The sequence below is a fragment of the Shigella sp. SIG3 genome, assembly GCF_053555855.1.
The window spans coordinates 1-20,308 of record NZ_JBQZXE010000069.1 but is presented as its reverse complement, the minus strand read 5'-3'; the positions used below and the strand labels follow the sequence as shown (position 1 = coordinate 20,308).

19 protein-coding genes and 1 tRNA gene are annotated in these 20,308 nt (G+C 51.0%); 12 read left to right on the top strand and 8 right to left on the bottom strand.

Features of this window, described 5'->3' with window-relative positions:
- Nucleotides 1-148 precede the first annotated feature (148 nt).
- Nucleotides 149-301 carry a type I toxin-antitoxin system toxin HokA gene (gene hokA / locus ACUU1I_RS13165; RefSeq protein WP_001135734.1) on the top strand — a complete coding sequence of 51 codons (153 nt, stop codon included), beginning with the start codon at nt 149-151 and terminating at the stop codon, nt 299-301.
- On the opposite strand, the gene ysaE is transcribed toward hokA, so the two are convergent.
- The 3 genes from ysaE to ACUU1I_RS13150 form a co-directional block, all read right to left on the bottom strand.
- The gene (ysaE, locus tag ACUU1I_RS13160) at nt 278-349 is read right to left on the bottom strand and encodes a protein YsaE (protein WP_214282303.1); all 72 of its coding nucleotides are present in this window, start codon (nt 347-349) and stop codon (nt 278-280) included. The genes hokA and ysaE overlap by 24 nt on opposite strands.
- Before the next feature lie 138 nt (nt 350-487).
- On the bottom strand, nt 488-700 hold the full coding sequence (gene cspE / locus ACUU1I_RS13155; RefSeq protein WP_000014595.1) for a transcription antiterminator/RNA stability regulator CspE: 213 nt from the start codon (nt 698-700) through the stop codon (nt 488-490).
- Between the two features lie 280 nt (nt 701-980).
- The gene (locus ACUU1I_RS13150) at nt 981-1,271 is read right to left on the bottom strand and encodes an HTH-type transcriptional regulator (protein WP_005072060.1); all 291 of its coding nucleotides are present in this window, start codon (nt 1,269-1,271) and stop codon (nt 981-983) included.
- Nucleotides 1,272-1,704: 433 nt separating this feature from the next.
- Here ACUU1I_RS13150 and ACUU1I_RS13145 point away from each other — a divergent pair, with 433 nt between their 5' ends.
- Nucleotides 1,705-2,415 carry a DUF3053 domain-containing protein gene (locus ACUU1I_RS13145; protein WP_000190516.1) on the top strand — a complete coding sequence of 237 codons (711 nt, stop codon included), beginning with the start codon at nt 1,705-1,707 and terminating at the stop codon, nt 2,413-2,415.
- A gap of 49 nt (nt 2,416-2,464) precedes the next feature.
- Here ACUU1I_RS13145 and ghrB read toward each other — a convergent pair whose 3' ends face one another.
- On the bottom strand, nt 2,465-3,439 hold the full coding sequence (ghrB, locus tag ACUU1I_RS13140) for a glyoxylate/hydroxypyruvate reductase GhrB (RefSeq protein ID WP_000804994.1): 975 nt from the start codon (nt 3,437-3,439) through the stop codon (nt 2,465-2,467).
- A gap of 103 nt (nt 3,440-3,542) precedes the next feature.
- Nucleotides 3,543-4,202 carry an OmpA family lipoprotein gene (locus ACUU1I_RS13135; RefSeq protein ID WP_000747637.1) on the bottom strand — a complete coding sequence of 220 codons (660 nt, stop codon included), beginning with the start codon at nt 4,200-4,202 and terminating at the stop codon, nt 3,543-3,545.
- Between the two features lie 152 nt (nt 4,203-4,354).
- Here ACUU1I_RS13135 and bisC point away from each other — a divergent pair, with 152 nt between their 5' ends.
- Complete coding sequence (bisC, locus tag ACUU1I_RS13130) at nt 4,355-6,688, top strand: biotin sulfoxide reductase (protein WP_000013936.1); 2,334 nt, start codon at nt 4,355-4,357, stop codon at nt 6,686-6,688.
- Here bisC and ACUU1I_RS13125 read toward each other — a convergent pair.
- Together ACUU1I_RS13125 and tag are read right to left on the bottom strand one after the other, a co-directional pair.
- A complete protein-coding gene (locus ACUU1I_RS13125) occupies nt 6,657-7,097 on the bottom strand; it encodes an N-acetyltransferase (RefSeq protein WP_000617478.1) in 441 nt (146 codons plus the stop codon). The two genes, bisC and ACUU1I_RS13125, sit on opposite strands and share 32 nt — an antisense overlap.
- The gene (gene tag, locus ACUU1I_RS13120; RefSeq protein ID WP_000438971.1) at nt 7,094-7,657 is read right to left on the bottom strand and encodes a DNA-3-methyladenine glycosylase I; all 564 of its coding nucleotides are present in this window, start codon (nt 7,655-7,657) and stop codon (nt 7,094-7,096) included. Before tag ends, ACUU1I_RS13125 begins: the two co-directional genes overlap by 4 nt.
- Nucleotides 7,658-7,814: 157 nt before the next feature.
- Between tag and ACUU1I_RS13115 the strand changes: the two genes are divergently transcribed.
- The 9 genes from ACUU1I_RS13115 (at nt 7,815) to dppF (ending at nt 18,718) form a co-directional block, all read left to right on the top strand.
- Nucleotides 7,815-8,513, top strand: coding sequence for an autotransporter outer membrane beta-barrel domain-containing protein (locus ACUU1I_RS13115; RefSeq protein ID WP_001296791.1), 699 nt, complete (start codon nt 7,815-7,817; stop codon nt 8,511-8,513).
- Nucleotides 8,514-8,741: 228 nt separating this feature from the next.
- Nucleotides 8,742-9,950, top strand: a complete 1,209-nt coding sequence (locus ACUU1I_RS13110) for an L-lactate MFS transporter (protein WP_000189044.1) — start codon at nt 8,742-8,744, stop codon at nt 9,948-9,950.
- Between the two features lie 323 nt (nt 9,951-10,273).
- Nucleotides 10,274-11,965, top strand: coding sequence for a kdo(2)-lipid A phosphoethanolamine 7''-transferase (eptB, locus tag ACUU1I_RS13105; protein WP_152030585.1), 1,692 nt, complete (start codon nt 10,274-10,276; stop codon nt 11,963-11,965).
- Between the two features lie 91 nt (nt 11,966-12,056).
- Nucleotides 12,057-12,133, top strand: a tRNA-Pro gene (locus ACUU1I_RS13100).
- Between the two features lie 743 nt (nt 12,134-12,876).
- Nucleotides 12,877-14,484 carry a dipeptide ABC transporter substrate-binding protein DppA gene (gene dppA / locus ACUU1I_RS13095; protein ID WP_001222889.1) on the top strand — a complete coding sequence of 536 codons (1,608 nt, stop codon included), beginning with the start codon at nt 12,877-12,879 and terminating at the stop codon, nt 14,482-14,484.
- Nucleotides 14,485-14,791: 307 nt separating this feature from the next.
- The gene (gene dppB, locus ACUU1I_RS13090; RefSeq protein ID WP_000938867.1) at nt 14,792-15,811 is read left to right on the top strand and encodes a dipeptide ABC transporter permease DppB; all 1,020 of its coding nucleotides are present in this window, start codon (nt 14,792-14,794) and stop codon (nt 15,809-15,811) included.
- 9 nt (nt 15,812-15,820) lie between these two features.
- Complete coding sequence (gene dppC, locus ACUU1I_RS13085; protein ID WP_000084666.1) at nt 15,821-16,723, top strand: dipeptide ABC transporter permease DppC; 903 nt, start codon at nt 15,821-15,823, stop codon at nt 16,721-16,723.
- A 10-nt stretch (nt 16,724-16,733) separates the two neighbouring features.
- A complete protein-coding gene (gene dppD / locus ACUU1I_RS13080) occupies nt 16,734-17,717 on the top strand; it encodes a dipeptide ABC transporter ATP-binding protein (protein WP_001196486.1) in 984 nt (327 codons plus the stop codon).
- Nucleotides 17,714-18,718, top strand: a complete 1,005-nt coding sequence (gene dppF, locus ACUU1I_RS13075) for a dipeptide ABC transporter ATP-binding subunit DppF (protein WP_000107041.1) — start codon at nt 17,714-17,716, stop codon at nt 18,716-18,718. Before dppD ends, dppF begins: the two co-directional genes overlap by 4 nt.
- A 29-nt stretch (nt 18,719-18,747) precedes the next feature.
- Here dppF and ACUU1I_RS13070 read toward each other — a convergent pair whose 3' ends face one another.
- Nucleotides 18,748-20,019 (bottom strand): aromatic amino acid transport family protein, encoded by a 1,272-nt coding sequence (locus ACUU1I_RS13070; RefSeq protein ID WP_005072070.1) that lies wholly within the window; start codon nt 20,017-20,019, stop codon nt 18,748-18,750.
- Nucleotides 20,020-20,308: the final 289 nt, after the last annotated feature.

The window sequence follows — 20,308 nt, the reverse complement described above, 5'->3', positions numbered from 1 at the left end:
TGACTCCAATTGAATATCGGAATCAGACCTATATGCCTCGTGTTTAACTGTCCAACTTTTTGGGGTCAGTACAAAGTGAGGCTACCCTATGCCTGAACACCATAAGGTGTGCCTCTTACTCGTTGGAAATCAACACAGGGGGCTGGGAATGCCGCAGAAATATAGATTACTTTCTTTAATAGTGATTTGTTTCACGCTTTTATTTTTCACCTGGATGATAAGAGATTCACTGTGTGAATTGCATATTAAACAGGAGAGTTATGAGCTGGCGGCGTTTTTAGCCTACAAATTGAAAGAGTAAGAGTCTTCGGCGGGAAATTATTCCCGCCTTACTTACGGCGTTGCGCATTCTCATTGCACCCACATTTATTCTTCACAAAAATAATAATAGATTTTATTACGCGATCGATTATTTATTTCCTGAAAAAAAATAAAAAAATCCCCGCAAAATGGCAGGGATCTTAGATTCTGTGCTTTTAAGCAGAGATTACAGGCTGGTTACGTTACCAGCTGCCGGGCCTTTAGCGCCGCTTTCGATGGTGAAGGACACTTTCTGACCTTCGTCCAGAGATTTGTAACCATAGTTCTGGATAGCAGAGAAGTGTACGAACACATCTTTAGAGCCATCGTCAGGAGTGATGAAGCCGAAGCCTTTGTCAGCGTTGAACCATTTTACGATACCAGTCATTTTACCGGACATAGTGTATTACCTTTAATAATTAAGTGTGCCTTTCGGCGATATGGCGTGCTTTACAGATTTTGAAGCGTTAAAGGAATGTGCACTACGAGGGGTATCAACGATAACTCTTGAAGGGACTTGCCTTACTACACTGCTTTAATGGTCTGTACGTCAAACCGTTGATGTGCATTAAGCCACTCATTGGCGGGTGATGCAACAATTATTTTTCATATTTATGATTAATCGGTTGGAAAACGGTCCTGTCATCAGGACCGTAAACAGCAATAAAGTGGATAAAAGTCTATTTCATCAACTGCTTACTTAATGCCGGGTTGGCTTGAATCAAACGCATCAATTTTAGTTCGGCACTTGAAGGCTTCACGCGTCTGGATTCCCATTCCTTTACCATAGCGACTGATACGCCCAAAACCCGGGCGAAATCATCGATTTTTAATCCTGTCCCTTTTCGTAACCGCTCAATTTCGGTACAGGACGTTGTTCTGTGCGTCAGGGTAATTTTCTGCGTTTCATCTTTAAAAACAATCTGTTCCAGGCTGCTCAACAGCTCATGCATTGGATCTTTATATTCCATTGAAAACTCCTCAAATCACACTGCGGGATCGTGAATTGCATCGAAGCTCATTAAGAATAGTCGGGAAAAGCAGACACAGCGGGGTTAAGTCAGGGCATGCTCTGGCTATGATTCGATTCAGCCTGTCATTTAGCGTGACTTATAGCCACCTAACGATCTGATAAATGCCGATATATCTCTTATCACTCCTGTTTTGTAAAGATTTCGCAAATCTAACCTTCTGCGAAGGCGTAAATCTCTGGCTACAAAAAAGGCAACGGCACTATCATTTTTTAACAATGAAACAACAAATTAACCTTGTTTCATTTTCTCCATGATTTTACCAGGAAGATTACGTAGAAAGGGTATCCTGCAAGCCTGTCCTGGACTATCCTTGTCACGTCAGACACGCGTGTGTCGTTGTGCGCTTTTTTTGGGTGAAAGGAGTAAGAAAATGGCGACAGGAAAGTCCTGCTCTCGCTGGTTTGCGCCTCTTGCGGCGTTATTAATGGTAGTTAGCCTGAGTGGGTGTTTTGATAAAGAAGGCGATCAGCGTAAAGCGTTTATCGACTTCCTGCAGAATACAGTGATGCGTAGCGGTGAACGTCTACCAACCCTGACTGCCGATCAGAAAAAACAGTTTGGTCCTTTTGTCTCTGATTACGCGATTCTGTATGGTTATTCTCAGCAGGTGAATCAGGCGATGGATTCCGGTCTGCGCCCGGTCGTAGACAGCGTTAACGCAATTCGCGTACCGCAGGATTACGTTACGCAAAGCGGTCCGCTGCGTGAAATGAATGGTTCGCTGGGTGTGCTGGCGCAACAACTGCAAAATGCGAAGTTGCAGGCCGATGCTGCGCACTCTGCGCTAAAACAGAGCGATGACCTGAAACCGGTATTTGATCAGGCATTCACCAAAGTGGTAACGACGCCAGCTGATGCATTGCAACCGTTGATTCCGGCGGCACAAACTTTCACGCAACAACTGGTGATGGTTGGAGACTACATTGCTCAGCAAGGTACTCAGGTGAGCTTTGTCGCAAATGGCATCCAGTTCCCGACTTCACAGCAGGCAAGTGAATATAACAAACTGATTGCGCCATTACCGGCACAACATCAGGCGTTTAATCAGGCCTGGACTACAGCAGTTACTGCAACCCAATAAAGAGTAAAAGCCCGAGCGATTATCGGGCTTTACTTCACGCAGTCGCGGCTTAGTCCGCGACGTGAGGATTCACACAGTTCTTCTCAACCTTTCCTTGTAACGCATCAATCAAATTATCCACGGCACAGGCGGCCATGCCATAACGCGTCTCATGGGTGGCAGATCCAATATGCGGTACTGCGACGACGTTGGCCATTGAGAGCAACGGCGAATCTACGGACAGTGGCTCTTGTTCGAAGACATCCAGCCCGGCGGCGTGAATTTCGCCTTTCTGCAATGCTGCGATCAGTGCATTTTCGTCAACCACCGGGCCACGTCCGGCATTAATGAAAATGGCGGAGGATTTCATTTTGGCGAATTGTTCTGCGCCAAACAGATGATGCGTCTCATCAGTTAACGGCAGGATCAGGCAAACGAAATCTGACTCTTGTAACAGAGTATCCAAATCGCAGTAGCGGGCGTTGAAGCGTTCTTCTGCTTCTTTATGGTGGCGGCGCGCGTTATAGAGGATGGGCATGTTGAAGCCAAAGTGCGCACGTTGTGCCAGCGCCATGCCGATCCGTCCCATCCCGACAATGCCCAGTGTTTTATGGTGAACGTCAGTGCCGTACCAGTCCGGGCCTATGCTCGCGGTCCATTCGCCTGCTTTTACCCGTTCTGCTACCTCCACAACCCGACGAGCGGTAGACAACACCAGCGCCATCAGCGTATCGGCGACGGTTTCTGTTAATACGGTTGGCGTGTGCATCAGCAGAATTTTTCGGGCGGTAAGCGCATCGACATCAAAATTGTCATAGCCGACGGAGATCGTTGATGTGGCACGCAGTTTCGGCATTTTTTCCAGCAATGCGGCATCTACATTCTCGTTTGAACCCAGTAAACCTTCAGCTTCTGCAAAAATTGCTGCATTTTGAACGACGGTTTGTGGGCTGAGGTTTGCCACCTGGTGAACGGTGAAATGCGCTTGCAGGCGTTGCAGTAAATCATCAGGTAAGGCTTTGTAGAGGATAACGGACGGCTTCATGCTTCTCTCCATTCACTGATAAGGCGATCACCTTAGCCTGAAATATGATGAAGGAAAACTGAAGAATGCCAGGTGATTTCTGCATCACCTGGCATGAAAGGGATTACAGCGGGCTTAAGGTAATTTCTACACGGCGGTTTTGCGCCTTACCTTCTGCGGTGCTGTTGCTGGCGATTGGGTTAGCCGGGCCAAGGCCCTGAGTACGGATGCGGCTGGCGTCCACGCCCTGGGTGATCAACGCGCTGGCAACGGAATCCGCACGCTGCTGGGAGAGACGCATGTTCAGGTCGTGACCCCCCGTGCTGTCGGTATAACCAATCACGTTAACCGCCGTTTTCGGATACTCTTTCAGCACCATTGCCACGCCGGTCAGGGTGTTAGCGCCTGCCGGTTTCAGGGGCGCGCTGCTGCTGTCGAAGGTCACATTGTTCGGCATATTGAGGATAATGTTATCCCCGCTGCGGGTTACGCTAACACCAGTGCCGCGCATTTTGTCACGCAGCTTCGCTTCCTGCACATCCATGTAATAACCCACGCCGCCGCCCAGAGCTGCGCCTGCTGCTGCGCCAATCAGCGCGCCTTTACCGCGATCTTTCTTCGAAGAAGAGAGCACACCAATACCCGCGCCCACGAGAGAGCCCAGACCTGCGCCGATAGCAGATTTGCCTGCTTCGCGTTCGCCGGTGTAAGGGTTAGTTGTGCAGCCAGATACCGCCAGAGCGCCACTCACTACGGCGGCAATAAGATAAACACGTTTCTTCATTGTTAATCCTTAATAACCTTTTTATTCTTTGCCACGGGTTCCGTGGCGGGAGATTATGCCGCGTGAACATGAAGATTATTCCTGGGAATACTCGGAAATTTGTAAGTAATATTTAACTGCTCAATACATCTAACCTTTCAGGAGTCTTCGGTTTGGCCAACTCATCCTCACGATATTCCGTTCTGACTGCCGCCCACTGGGGGCCCATGCTGGTTGAAACCGACGGCGAAACCGTGTTTAGCTCGCGTGGCGCGTTAGCCACAGGAATGGAAAACTCCTTGCAGAGCGCGGTTCGCGACCAGGTTCACAGCAATACGCGGGTACGATTTCCAATGGTGCGCAAAGGCTTTCTCGCGTCACCGGAAAACCCGCAAGGCATTCGTGGGCAGGATGAATTTGTTCGCGTGAGTTGGGATGAGGCGCTGGATCTTATTCACCAACAACATAAACGCATTCGTGAGGCTTATGGTCCGGCATCGATTTTTGCTGGTTCCTACGGCTGGCGTTCAAACGGCGTGCTGCATAAGGCCTCGACATTATTACAACGCTATATGGCGCTGGCAGGCGGTTATACCGGGCATCTGGGGGATTATTCGACCGGTGCGGCACAGGCGATCATGCCGTATGTCGTAGGTGGCAGCGAAGTTTATCAACAGCAAACCAGTTGGCCGCTGGTGCTGGAACATAGCGATGTCGTGGTGTTGTGGAGTGCTAACCCACTCAATACGCTGAAAATTGCGTGGAATGCATCCGATGAGCAGGGGCTTTCTTACTTTTCCGCACTGCGTGACAGTGGGAAAAAGCTGATCTGCATTGATCCAATGCGATCGGAAACCGTCGATTTCTTTGGCGATAAAATGGAGTGGGTGGCACCGCACATGGGCACCGATGTTGCGCTGATGCTGGGGATCGCCCATACGCTGGTGGAAAATGGTTGGCACGACGAAGCGTTTCTGGCGCATTGCACCACAGGTTATGCCGTCTTCGCCTCTTATTTGCTGGGCGAGAGTGACGGAATAGCGAAAAACGCCGAATGGGCGGCAGAGATTTGTGGTGTTGGCGCAGCGAAAATCCGCGAGCTGGCGGCTATTTTCCACCAAAATACCACCATGCTGATGGCAGGCTGGGGAATGCAGCGCCAACAGTTTGGTGAGCAAAAACACTGGATGATCGTCACGCTGGCAGCAATGTTGGGGCAAATCGGCACACCCGGCGGCGGTTTTGGTCTTTCTTACCATTTTGCCAATGGTGGTAACCCCACGCGGCGTTCTGCGGTGCTCTCTTCCATGCAGGGCAGCTTGCCGGGTGGCTGCGATGCGGTGGATAAAATCCCTGTTGCCCGCATTGTTGAAGCACTGGAAAACCCTGGTGGCGCATATCAACACAACGGTATGAACCGACATTTCCCGGATATTCGTTTTATCTGGTGGGCTGGCGGTGCCAACTTTACTCATCATCAGGATACCAATCGTCTGATCCGTGCCTGGCAAAAACCGGAGCTGGTGGTGATCTCTGAATGCTTCTGGACGGCGGCGGCGAAACACGCGGATATCGTTCTGCCTGCGACTACCTCTTTTGAGCGTAATGATCTCACCATGACCGGTGATTACAGTAATCAGCATCTGGTGCCGATGAAGCAAGTGGTGCCGCCACGCTATGAAGCGCGTAATGATTTTGATGTTTTTGCCGAGTTGAGTGAACGTTGGGAGAAGGGCGGCTATGCGCGGTTTACGGAAGGAAAAAGTCAGCTGCAATGGCTGGAAACGTTTTATAACGTTGCCCGGCAGCGCGGGGCAAGCCAGCAGGTTGAATTGCCGCCATTTGCTGAGTTCTGGCAAGCCAACCAGTTAATTGAGATGCCGGAAAACCCGGACAGCGAGCGGTTTATTCGCTTCGCTGATTTTTGCCGCGATCCGCTGGCGCATCCGTTAAAAACCGCCAGCGGCAAGATTGAAATCTTCTCACAGCGTATTGCCGATTACGGTTACCCGGATTGCCCTGGGCATCCAATGTGGCTGGAGCCGGACGAATGGCAGGGCAATGCCGAACCAGAACAGTTGCAGGTACTTTCTGCCCATCCGGCGCACCGTCTGCACAGCCAGCTGAATTACAGTTCTCTGCGCGAATTGTACGCGGTAGCAAACCGTGAGCCTGTCACCATTCATCCTGACGATGCTCAGGCGCGCGGCATAACCGAAGGGGATATGGTGCGGGTGTGGAACTCCCGTGGGCAGATCCTTGCTGGAGCGGTCATTAGCGAGGGAATTAAACCTGGCGTGATTTGCATTCACGAAGGGGCATGGCCGGATCTGGATTTAACCGCTGACGGTATTTGTAAAAACGGCGCAGTGAACGTGCTGACCAAAGATCTCCCCAGCTCGCGGCTGGGGAATGGCTGTGCGGGTAATACGGCGCTGGCATGGCTGGAAAAATACAACGGTCCGGAACTGACACTTACAGCGTTTGAACCACCGGCCAGCTCATAATCCAGGTGGGTAGTTGGGTTTCATCCTGCCATGCGCAATCGACAATGTGAAAACCCTGCGCACGGTAAAAATCTATCGCCGGTTGATTTTTTTGATAAACCTCCAGCATCAGATGGGGATAGCGCTGCTGCACATACTGCATCAGCGCCTTACCAATACCGCGTCTGACGGCCTTCGGTGCGACAAACATTGCTGCCAGAAATCGGCCTTCCATAATGCTGACAAAACCGAGAAGCTTACCGTCCTCTTCCCAGACCCAGTTTTGCGCGTTGGCAAGATAGGCATCCCGCACTAGCGGAATGCAGTCACGCCAGTAATTCGCTTTTATAAAGGGATGCCCCCAGGTTGTACTTTCCAGCCACAGTTCGAGGATCGCGGGGAGTTCTGAACGTTGCGCTTCCCGAATCATGGTTTATTTCCCGGATAGCAACAGCAGCCAACCACATGATCATTCACCAGCCCACATGCCTGCATAAAGGAGTAACAGATTGTGGTGCCGACAAACTTAAAACCACATTTTTTCAGTGCCTTAGATAGGGCGTCGGAGGCGGACGTAGATGTGGGAATTTCGCTCAACGTTGTGGCTTGTGTCACCTGTGGCTGATGATTTACAAACGACCAGACAAAGTCGGGAAACGGTTCGCCGTTCTGTTCCATTTGCAGGTACGCCCGCGCATTACCAATAATTGCCTGAATTTTCCCTCGATGGCGGATAATTCCGGCGTCCTGTACCAGTCTTTCGACATCCTCTTCCTGCATTGCTGCGACCTTCACCGGATCGAACTGATGAAAGCAGGCGCGATAGTTTTCGCGTTTTTTGAGGACGGTGATCCACGATAACCCAGCCTGCTGCCCTTCAAGGCAGATCATTTCGAACAGTTTTTTACTGTCAGTTTCAGGCACGCCCCACTCATTATCATGGTAGGCAATATAAAGCGGGCCCTGACTCACCCAGCCGCAACGTTCCATACTTTCCCTCGCTATGTACCCGATCGTAAAAATTTCAGCCGCTTTTCTTGACGCATCGGTGAAAAAGTCAATATTTAATACAGGGCTACTATGCCCGATATCCTTCATACAATGACAATAATATTGCCGAATTCGGCTCTTCCCTGGAGTCGTGTTAATGATCATAAAAAAAAGCGGTGGTCGCTGGCAGCTAAGCCTGCTGGCGAGCGTGGTAATCAGTGCCTTTTTTCTCAACACAGCTTACGCCTGGCAACAAGAATATATCGTTGATACGCAACCCGGACATTCCACAGAGCGTTACACCTGGGATAGTGATCATCAACCTGATTACAACGATATTTTGTCGCAACGTATTCAAAGTAGCCAAAGGGCGCTGGGACTGGAAGTCAATCTGGCGGAAGAAACTCCTGTGGATGTGACCAGCAGTATGAGTATGGGCTGGAATTTTCCTTTATATGAACAGGTTACAACCGGCCCGGTCGCGGCATTACATTACGATGGCACAACCACCTCGATGTATAACGAGTTTGGCGACAGTACTACCACGCTGACCGATCCGTTATGGCATGCCAGCGTGAGTAGCTTAGGCTGGCGTGTTGACTCCCGGCTTGGCGATCTCCGACCCTGGGCGCAAATCAGCTATAACCAGCAATTTGGCGAGAATATCTGGAAGGCGCAATCAGGCCTGAGCCGGATGACGGCGACAAACCAGAACGGCAACTGGCTGGATGTCACCGTAGGCGCTGATATGTTGCTCAATCAAAATATTGCCGCCTATGCTGCGCTAACTCAGGCAGAAAATACCACTAATAATAGCGACTATCTGTATACGATGGGGGTTAGCGCCAGATTTTAACGTAACAGTCACAATTGAAACCATTGAATAACAACAGTTGTGGCGATAGTGGGTGCTAACTTACCAAATAATAAATTTGGTGAATAATTGTCGCGTCATTCATTCCTGAACTAAGGCATTTCATTCCGTTCTGATGGCATTTCATGCCGTTTTTCCCCAAGCATAAAATGCACTTCGTTATGGTTGTCGGCAGAGATTTTTCCTTTTTATTACTGCAGGAATACTGCCATGACACCTTCAAATTATCAGCGTACCCGCTGGCTGACACTCATCGGTACTATCATTACCCAGTTTGCGCTGGGGTCGGTTTATACCTGGAGCCTGTTTAATGGCGCGCTTTCTGCCAAGCTGGATGCGCCGGTAAGCCAGGTCGCTTTCTCTTTCGGCTTGTTAAGTCTGGGGCTGGCAATTTCGTCTTCTGTTGCGGGCAAATTGCAGGAACGTTTTGGCGTTAAACGCGTCACCGTGGCTTCCGGCATTTTGCTGGGATTAGGCTTCTTCCTGACCGCGCATTCCAACAACCTGATGATGCTGTGGTTAAGCGCCGGTGTGCTGGTCGGTCTGGCGGATGGCGCGGGTTACCTGCTGACGCTCTCTAACTGCGTGAAGTGGTTCCCGGAGCGTAAAGGTCTGATCTCCGCGTTCGCTATCGGTTCTTATGGTCTGGGTAGCCTGGGTTTCAAATTTATCGACACGCAGCTGCTCGAAACGGTGGGTCTGGAAAAAACCTTTGTGATTTGGGGAGCGATTGCGCTGGTGATGATTGTTTTCGGCGCAACGTTAATGAAAGACGCACCAAAACAGGAAGTGAAAACCAGCAATGGTGTGGTGGAGAAAGATTACACGCTGGCAGAGTCGATGCGTAAACCGCAGTACTGGATGTTAGCGGTAATGTTCCTGACTGCCTGCATGAGCGGCCTGTACGTGATTGGGGTAGCGAAAGATATCGCCCAAAGTCTGGCACACCTTGATGTGGTTTCCGCAGCCAATGCAGTAACGGTTATTTCCATCGCTAACCTTTCAGGTCGTCTGGTGCTGGGCATTCTGTCTGACAAAATTGCCCGTATCCGTGTTATCACCATTGGTCAGGTGATTTCGCTGGTGGGTATGGCGGCCCTGCTGTTTGCACCATTAAATGCAGTGACGTTCTTTGCAGCGATTGCCTGCGTGGCATTTAACTTTGGCGGCACTATTACCGTCTTTCCATCACTGGTCAGTGAGTTCTTCGGCCTCAATAACCTGGCGAAAAACTACGGTGTGATTTACCTCGGTTTCGGTATCGGTAGCATTTTTGGTTCGATTATCGCCTCACTGTTTGGCGGTTTCTATGTGACCTTCTACGTGATTTTCGCCCTGCTGATTCTGTCATTGGCGCTTTCTACGACGATTCGTCAGCCAGAGCAGAAAATGTTGCGTGAGGCGCATGGCTCCCTTTAATGCTCAGCCGCGAGCTACTGGGCTTCAGCTTCCGTGTGCATCAAACGCATCAACGAAATGTATAAACAATGACTCGTAAAATTTGGGCCAGTTAACTGGCCCTTTTTACTGCTTTTTGTAACGCTAAAGTCTCTTTTCAAACTTGCATTTTTGTAAATTTGTGCTTCATGCACACTCTTTCCCCACACTTTTTCGCTTTGCTGTGGTCTACTTATTCGCGCGTGTAGATTTTACTTATCTGACTACCTCCGCACTTTTCCCCTGCCGGGCCTGAAAAGCCGCTAAGCAGGGTGTTATCACCTGTTTGTCCAGGGTTTGTTTGCATGAGATACATCAAATCGATTACACAGCAGAAGCTGAGCTTTTTGCTTGCAATCTATATTGGCCTTTTTATGAATGGCGCGGTTTTTTATCGCCGCTTCGGCAGCTATGCGCACGATTTTACCGTCTGGAAAGGCGTTTCTGCTGTTGTTGAACTGGCCGCCACCGTACTGGTGACCTTCTTTTTACTACGTCTTCTATCGCTGTTTGGCCGCCGCAGCTGGCGTATTCTGGCGTCGCTGGTGGTGCTCTTTTCCGCAGGTGCCAGCTATTACATGACCTTCCTTGATGTGGTCATTGGTTATGGCATCATCGCTTCCGCCATGACCACCGATATCGACCTGTCAAAAGAAGTTGTTGGTCTGAACTTTATTCTCTGGTTAATCGCCGTTAGTGCATTGCCTCTTATCCTTATCTGGAATAACCGCTGTCGCTACACCTTGCTCCGACAACTGCGAACCCCAGGGCAGCGTATTCGCAGCCTGGTGGTCGTCGTACTGGCGGGTATTATGGTTTGGGCACCGATTCGTTTGCTGGATATCCAGCAGAAGAAAGTGGAGAGGGCGACCGGCGTTGATTTGCCGAGTTATGGCGGTGTCGTAGCGAACTCTTATCTGCCATCAAACTGGCTTTCTGCGTTGGGGCTGTATGCCTGGGCGCGGGTCGATGAATCTTCCGATAATAATTCATTGCTTAATCCGGCGAAGAAGTTTACATACCAGGCTCCACAAAACGTTGATGATACTTATGTCGTGTTTATCATCGGTGAAACCACGCGTTGGGACCATATGGGTATTTTCGGCTATGAGCGTAATACCACGCCGAAACTGGCCCAGGAGAAAAATCTGGCGGCGTTCCGTGGTTACTCCTGTGATACCGCAACCAAACTCTCACTGCGTTGCATGTTTGTACGTCAGGGGGGCGCGGAAGATAATCCGCAGCGCACATTAAAAGAACAGAACATTTTCGCGGTTCTGAAGCAGTTAGGATTCAGTTCTGACCTCTACGCTATGCAGAGCGAAATGTGGTTCTACAGCAACACGATGGCAGACAACATTGCTTATCGTGAGCAGATTGGTGCGGAGCCACGTAATCGTGGCAAGCCGGTAGATGATATGTTGCTGGTAGACGAAATGCAGCAATCGCTAGGGCGCAACCCGGATGGTAAGCATCTGATCATTCTGCATACCAAAGGTTCGCATTTTAACTACACCCAGCGTTATCCGCGTAGCTTCGCGCAGTGGAAGCCGGAATGTATTGGTGTTGATAGCGGCTGTACCAAAGCGCAGATGATCAACTCCTATGACAACTCGGTGACCTATGTGGATCACTTTATCTCCAGCGTGATTGATCAGGTTCGCGATAAGAAAGCGATTGTGTTCTACGCAGCTGACCACGGTGAGTCAATTAATGAACGCGAGCACCTGCACGGCACGCCGCGTGAACTGGCACCGCCGGAGCAGTTCCGCGTACCGATGATGGTCTGGATGTCAGATAAATATCTGGAAAATCCGGCCAATGCGCAGGCGTTTGCGCAGCTGAAAAAAGAAGCCGACATGAAAGTGCCACGCCGTCACGTAGAGCTGTACGACACCATCATGGGTTGTCTTGGCTATACTTCACCGGATGGTGGAATTAACGAAAACAACAACTGGTGTCACATCCCGCAGACAAAAGTGGCAGCGGCTAACTAAGCGGCCTGCTGACTTTCTCGCCGATCAAAAGGCATTTTGCTATTAAGGGATTGACGAGGGCGTATCTGCGCAGTAAGATGCGCCCCGCATTCGGTGATTGGCGCAGCCTGGTAGCGCACTTCGTTCGGGACGAAGGGGTCGGAGGTTCGAATCCTCTATCACCGACCAAATTCGAAAAGCCTGCTCAGCGAGCAGGTTTTTTTGCATTTGTAGCTCATGAGGATGAGAACCTCCGGGGGCAGGGAGGCTCGACTCGACGTAGGCCTGATAAGACGCGCCAGCGTCGCATCAGGCAACGGCACCGCACTTATTGTCGGATGCGGCGCGACCGCCTTATTCGACCAACACACCACACATTTTCCTGCCAACTTTGCGCCCCATATCTCACTATCCATTAACGGATTTGTGACAGAAACCATTGTCTTTTTTTATATTTGCTTAAATCTTTTTTGCGTTACTTATGGCTGGCGCTGGCATTTTCCGCTGTGCGTTTTAGCGTTCATGGTATTAATCGCTCAGATATCCACCTTTTCCTCAGATTTTTTTCATTAAATGCATAAAACTTAATCACCAAATTTTGCTAAATATTAAGCTGATTGTTCTGGTTATGTTGGAGTAGCACAAATTTCTCTGCTGCAAATAGCTGTTTGAAGTTTTTTTAATCTTTGTTTGTGGATTCTCACCGTTGGTGTAAATCCCGGTTGGCTGTATTGACGTTTTCACATTCTGTTGACAGATTGTAGGTCACGAGGGGCATTTTATGGAGGATCCGCACTGTTACACTGATGTTAATTAGTACGGCATCCCCACCTCATAACGTTGACCCGACCGGGCAAAAAACAAAAAAGGTCAGGCAGCGACAACCCACTGCAAAGGGTTAAAACAACAAACATCACAATTGGAGCAGAATAATGCGTATTTCCTTGAAAAAGTCAGGGATGCTGAAGCTTGGTCTCAGCCTGGTGGCTATGACCGTCGCAGCAAGTGTTCAGGCTAAAACTCTGGTTTATTGCTCAGAAGGATCTCCGGAAGGGTTTAACCCGCAGCTGTTTACCTCCGGCACCACCTATGACGCCTCTTCCGTCCCGCTTTATAACCGCCTGGTTGAATTTAAAATCGGCACCACCGAAGTGATCCCGGGCCTCGCTGAAAAGTGGGAAGTCAGCGAAGACGGTAAAACCTATACCTTCCATCTGCGTAAAGGTGTGAAGTGGCACGACAATAAAGAATTCAAACCGACGCGCGAAATGAACGCCGATGACGTGGTGTTCTCGTTCGATCGTCAGAAAAACGCGCAAAACCCGTACCATAAAGTTTCTGGCGGCAGCTACGAATACTTCGAAGGTATGGGCTTGCCGGAGCTGATCAGCGAAGTGAAAAAGGTGGACGATAACACCGTTCAGTTTGTGCTGACTCGACCGGAAGCGCCGTTCCTCGCTGACCTGGCAATGGACTTCGCCTCTATTCTGTCAAAAGAATATGCTGACGCGATGATGAAAGCCGGTACACCGGAAAAACTGGACCTCAACCCAATCGGAACCGGTCCGTTCCAGTTACAGCAGTACCAAAAAGATTCCCGTATCCGCTACAAAGCGTTTGATGGCTACTGGGGCACCAAACCGCAGATCGATACGCTGGTCTTCTCTATTACCCCTGATGCTTCCGTGCGTTACGCGAAATTGCAGAAGAATGAATGCCAGGTGATGCCGTACCCGAACCCGGCAGACATCGCTCGCATGAAGCAGGATAAATCCATCAACCTGATGGAAATGCCGGGGCTGAACGTCGGCTACCTCTCGTATAACGTGCAGAAAAAACCGCTGGATGACGTGAAAGTTCGCCAGGCACTGACCTACGCGGTGAACAAAGACGCGATCATCAAAGCGGTTTATCAGGGCGCGGGTGTATCAGCGAAAAACCTGATCCCGCCAACCATGTGGGGCTATAACGACGACGTTCAGGATTACACCTACGATCCTGAAAAAGCGAAAGCCTTGCTGAAAGAAGCGGGCCTGGAAAAAGGTTTCTCCATCGACCTGTGGGCGATGCCGGTACAACGTCCGTATAACCCGAACGCTCGCCGCATGGCGGAGATGATTCAGGCAGACTGGGCAAAAGTGGGCGTGCAGGCCAAAATCGTCACCTACGAATGGGGTGAGTACCTCAAGCGTGCGAAAGATGGCGAACATCAGACGGTAATGATGGGCTGGACTGGCGATAACGGGGACCCGGATAACTTCTTCGCCACCCTGTTCAGCTGCGCCGCCTCTGAACAAGGTTCTAACTACTCAAAATGGTGCTACAAACCGTTTGAAGATCTGATTCAACCGGCGCGTGCTACCGACGACCATAACAAACGCGTTGAACTGTACAAGCAAGCGCAGGTGGTGATGCACGATCAGGCTCCGGCACTGATCATCGCTCACTCCACCGTGTTTGAATCGGTACGCAAAGAAGTCAAAGGCTATGTGGTTGATCCATTAGGCAAACATCACTTCGAAAACGTCTCTATCGAATAATTAAAAGCCATACAAGACTGATGGCAAAGGCAAAACTGCCTGATGTGCTCCGCTTATCAGGCCTACGAAAATTCTGCAATGTATTGAATTTGCACGATTTTGTAGGCCGGATAAGGCGTTAACGCCGCATCCGGCATAAACAAAGCGCACTTTGTCAACAATCTGTATACCCGGTGGCGCTGTGCCTCTGCGTGCAGCGCCATCCGGCAGCAATACTTCATTCTCTGTCCGACAAGGGCGGGAATTGATTTGTGAGCAATACAGACACGCAGTTCCAGGCTGCGGGTCACTATAGAGAATCCGGGTTATGTTGCAGTTTATTCTCCGACGTTTGGGACTCGTCATCCCCACGTTTATCGGTATTACCCTTCTCACATTTGCCTTTGTCCACATGATCCCGGGCGATCCGGTGATGATCATGGCAGGCGAACGTGGGATCTCCCCTGAGCGTCACGTGCAGCTGCTGGCTGAACTCGGCTTAGATAAACCGATGTGGCAGCAGTATCTCCATTACATTTGGGGCGTAATGCACGGCGATCTAGGCATTTCAATGAAAAGCCGAATTCCAGTATGGGAAGAGTTCGTGCCGCGCTTTCAGGCCACGCTGGAACTTGGCGTCTGCGCGATGATTTTTGCTACGGCAGTCGGTATTCCGGTTGGTGTGCTGGCTGCGGTTAAACGCGGTTCCATTTTCGATCACACTGCAGTTGGCCTGGCGCTGACCGGCTACTCGATGCCGATCTTCTGGTGGGGCATGATGCTGATCATGCTGGTTTCGGTGCACTGGAACCTGACGCCCGTCTCCGGTCGCGTGAGCGATATGGTGTTCCTCGATGACTCCAATCCGTTAACCGGTTTTATGCTAATCGACACCGCCATCTGGGGTGAAGACGGCAACTTTATCGATGCCGTCGCCCATATGATCTTGCCCGCCATTGTGCTGGGTACTATTCCGCTGGCGGTCATTGTGCGTATGACACGCTCCTCGATGCTGGAAGTGCTGGGCGAGGATTACATCCGCACCGCGCGCGCCAAAGGGCTAACCCGCATGCGGGTGATTATCGTCCATGCGCTGCGTAACGCGATGCTGCCGGTAGTGACCGTTATCGGCCTCCAGGTGGGAACATTGCTGGCGGGGGCGATTCTGACCGAAACCATCTTCTCGTGGCCCGGTCTGGGGCGCTGGTTGATTGACGCACTGCAACGCCGCGACTATCCGGTAGTGCAGGGCGGCGTATTGCTGGTGGCGACGATGATTATCCTCGTCAACTTGCTGGTCGATCTGCTGTACGGCGTGGTGAACCCGCGTATTCGTCATAAGAAGTAAGGGGACATCATGTCACAGGTTACTGAAAATAAAGTGATTAGCGCACCGGTGCCGATGACCCCGTTACAGGAGTTCTGGCACTATTTTAAACGCAACAAAGGCGCGGTCGTCGGGCTGGTTTACGTCGCCATCGTGCTGTTCATCGCGATCTTTGCCAACTGGATTGCGCCTTATAACCCGGCGGATCAGTTCCGCGATGCGCTGCTCGCCCCGCCAGCCTGGCAGGAAGGCGGCAGTATGGCACACTTGCTGGGCACCGATGACGTCGGTCGTGATGTGCTGTCGCGGCTGATGTACGGCGCGCGTTTATCGCTGCTGGTTGGCTGTCTGGTGGTGGTGTTGTCGCTGATTATGGGCGTTATTCTCGGCCTGATCGCCGGTTACTTCGGCGGCCTGGTTGATAACATTATCATGCGCGTGGTCGATATCATGCTGGCGCTGCCAAGTCTGCTGTTGGCACTGGTGCTGGTGGCGATTTTCGGCCCGTCGATTGGTAACGCCGCGCTGGCGCTGACCTTCGTTGCCTTGCCGCACTATGTGCGCTTAACCCGCGCCGCCGTGCTGGTGGAGGTGAATCGCGATTACGTCACCGCCTCTCGCGTGGCAGGTGCCGGGGCGATGCGCCAGATGTTTATTAACATCTTCCCGAACTGCCTTGCGCCGCTGATTGTTCAGGCGTCGCTCGGTTTCTCTAACGCCATTCTCGATATGGCTGCTCTTGGTTTCCTCGGCATGGGGGCACAGCCGCCAACGCCTGAGTGGGGCACCATGCTCTCCGACGTGTTGCAGTTCGCGCAAAGCGCCTGGTGGGTCGTGACCTTCCCTGGTCTGGCGATCCTGTTGACGGTGCTGGCATTTAACCTGATGGGTGACGGTCTGCGTGACGCGCTCGATCCCAAACTGAAGCAGTAAGAGGTTCGAGATGGCGTTATTAAATGTAGATAAATTATCGGTGCATTTCGGCGACGAAAGCGCACCGTTCCGCGCCGTAGACCGCATCAGCTACAGCGTAAAACAGGGCGAAGTGGTCGGGATTGTGGGTGAGTCCGGCTCCGGTAAGTCGGTCAGTTCACTGGCGATTATGGGGCTGATTGATTATCCGGGCCGCGTAATGGCAGAAAAACTGGAGTTTAACGGCCAGGATTTGCAGCGTATCTCAGAAAAAGAGCGCCGCAACCTGGTGGGTGCCGAAGTGGCGATGATCTTCCAGGACCCGATGACCAGCCTTAACCCATGCTACACCGTGGGTTTCCAGATTATGGAAGCGATTAAAGTGCATCAGGGCGGCAACAAAAGTACCCGCCGTCAGCGGGCGATTGACCTGCTGAATCAGGTCGGTATTCCCGATCCGGCTTCGCGTCTGGATGTTTACCCGCATCAGCTTTCCGGCGGCATGAGCCAGCGCGTGATGATCGCCATGGCGATTGCCTGTCGGCCAAAACTGCTGATTGCCGATGAACCGACCACCGCGCTGGACGTGACCATTCAGGCGCAAATCATCGAACTACTGCTGGAGCTACAGCAGAAAGAGAACATGGCGCTGGTGTTAATTACCCATGACCTGGCGCTGGTGGCGGAAGCTGCGCATAAAATCATTGTGATGTATGCAGGTCAGGTAGTAGAAACGGGCGATGCACACGCCATCTTCCATGCGCCGCGTCACCCGTATACTCAGGCATTGCTGCGTGCGCTGCCAGAATTTGCTCAGGACAAAGAACGTCTGGCGTCGTTGCCAGGTGTTGTTCCCGGCAAGTATGACCGCCCGAACGGCTGCCTGCTTAACCCGCGCTGCCCCTATGCCACTGACAGATGTCGCGCTGAAGAACCGGCGCTGAATATGCTCGCTGATGGGCGTCAGTCCAAATGCCATTACCCACTTGATGATGCCGGGAGGCCCACACTATGAGTACGCAAGAGGCCACCTCGCAACAACCGCTGTTGCAGGCTATCGACCTGAAAAAACATTATCCGGTGAAGAAAGGCATGTTCGTGCCGGAACGTCTGGTGAAGGCGCTGGACGGCGTTTCGTTTAACCTTGAACGTGGCAAAACGCTGGCAGTAGTGGGCGAATCTGGCTGCGGTAAATCGACCCTCGGTCGGTTGCTGACGATGATCGAAACGCCCACCGGCGGCGAGCTGTATTATCAGGGGCAGGATCTGCTCAAGCACGATCCGCAGGCGCAGAAGCTGCGTCGGCAGAAAATCCAGATCGTCTTCCAGAATCCCTACGGTTCGCTGAATCCGCGTAAGAAAGTTGGGCAAATTCTCGAAGAGCCGCTGCTTATTAACACCAGCTTAAGCAAAGAACAGCGTCGGGAAAAAGCCCTGTCGATGATGGCAAAAGTCGGCCTGAAAACCGAGCACTATGACCGCTATCCGCACATGTTTTCCGGCGGACAACGTCAGCGTATCGCTATTGCCCGTGGTCTGATGCTCGACCCGGATGTGGTGATTGCCGATGAGCCGGTTTCTGCGCTGGACGTCTCAGTGCGTGCGCAGGTGCTGAATCTGATGATGGATTTGCAGCAGGAGTTGGGGCTTTCTTATGTCTTTATCTCCCACGACCTGTCGGTTGTGGAGCACATTGCTGATGAAGTGATGGTGATGTACCTAGGCCGCTGCGTGGAGAAAGGAACGAAGGACCAAATCTTCAATAACCCGCGCCATCCGTACACCCAGGCGCTGCTCTCCGCGACGCCACGCCTGAACCCGGACGATCGTCGTGAACGCATCAAACTCACCGGTGAACTGCCAAGCCCGCTGAATCCTCCGCCGGGTTGCGCCTTCAACGCCCGCTGTCGTCGGCGCTTCGGCCCCTGCACCCAGTTGCAGCCGCAGCTAAAAGACTACGGAGGTCAACTGGTAGCTTGTTTTGCTGTTGATCAGGATGAAAATCCGCAGCGTTAACTCACAAAACCGGGGCCATGCGCTCCGGTTTACTCAATCAGCTTCAACAGTGGCGACAAGCATAGCAAAATGCCGTAAAGCAGAATCAGCCAGGCTTTAAATCCGCGAAGTTTTTCCAGTTGTGCGACTTTATAGATCAGGAAAAACGGAATGAGGCACGACACAATGCCATATAACGGGCTTCCCAACTGAAAGAACACCAGCACTGATACACGAAACGAAACCCAAATCGTCAACGTAATGACGATAAAAGCGCAGATCGCCAGAGTCAGCATGCGTGAGTTAATTTTCTTGGTATCAATAATTCGGCTTAACAGATTGAGAATAATGCCTTTAATAGCCTCGTGGAAACCGAGATAAATGCCAAAGAATGCGGTCAGTACGGCAAAGATATTCAGCACCGTAGAGGTGATATGAATGATATGTCCAGGGATCACCTGCGCGGCCAGTGCCAGTGCCGAGATATTTTGTTCAAAGGCAGAAACGGCTTCTTCGTGGCTAATTGAGAAGGTAAACGAAAAGGCAAAAAACAGGATCACCGCGATGAGCGTGATATAACTAATTCGGTGGGTACGCAGCGCGAGCCGGGTTGCCAGTACTTTATCTGCTTCCCGTTTACGATAGGCAATATTCATTGGGTTAAGTACCTGAATAAATACCGCAGAAAAGAAGCAAAATGGAATGGTAAGCAGGACATCGCGGAAAAAGACGGAGGCTTGCGGGAAGGCGGTTATATTGGCGAAATTCCAGTGCGGGATCATCGCAAAACCGAACACGACAATAATCCCTACTTTGACCACCACCATTGGCCCAGAAATCTTAAACAGTAATCGTTCACCACCAGACGCAATCGCTATCAGTACGGCGAAAATAGCGACTTTATAAAGTAGAGATTGTGAAAGATCGGCATCGGTTAAACCGAAGGTTTTCAGGTACGAGGCGCTGTCGAAAACCACGGAGAGAGAGTAGATAAAAATCCCGTGGATAATCATCAAAAAGTAGATAACCCCGAGGAAAATTCCCCAGTTCTTCCCCAGGTAATGACTGATAATATCGGTGTAGTCATTACAGGAATCGCTTTCAGAAAGGGTTTTTAAATAAATGTCCTGCACTACCCAGGTGGCAGGATAAGCAATGATCGCTGCGGTAATAAATACCCAAATTCCCTTCAAGCCAATTTGTACTGGCATCAGCACGGTTCCGGCACCAATCGCCATGCCTATGCATAATAAAACCCAGCCGAAGTCGTAGCGTGTAAACGGCAATTTCTGATTGTGTTTCGATAGTGTGTTGTGCTGCATAAAGTCCTGTCCAGAAAGAAGTCGGCCTCGCAAAAATGAATAAACCCAGTTTCTCTTGCGCAACAGGTGGAGAAGTCGAATACGCAGTATGTAAAAAATGAGGCAACAGATTCACTGGGGAGGTCGCGAGGAGGCGCAATTCTACAAAATTGCGCATTTCACTACCAGTCTGGAGTCAGCCCGGATATGAACTGCAACTATTGCAAATAAAGAAATTAAGCTGGAAGGCATCGCGCAATGAGGAAGATTGCCGGGTGCTGACAGTAAAAAGCAATCGTAAAATCAGCGG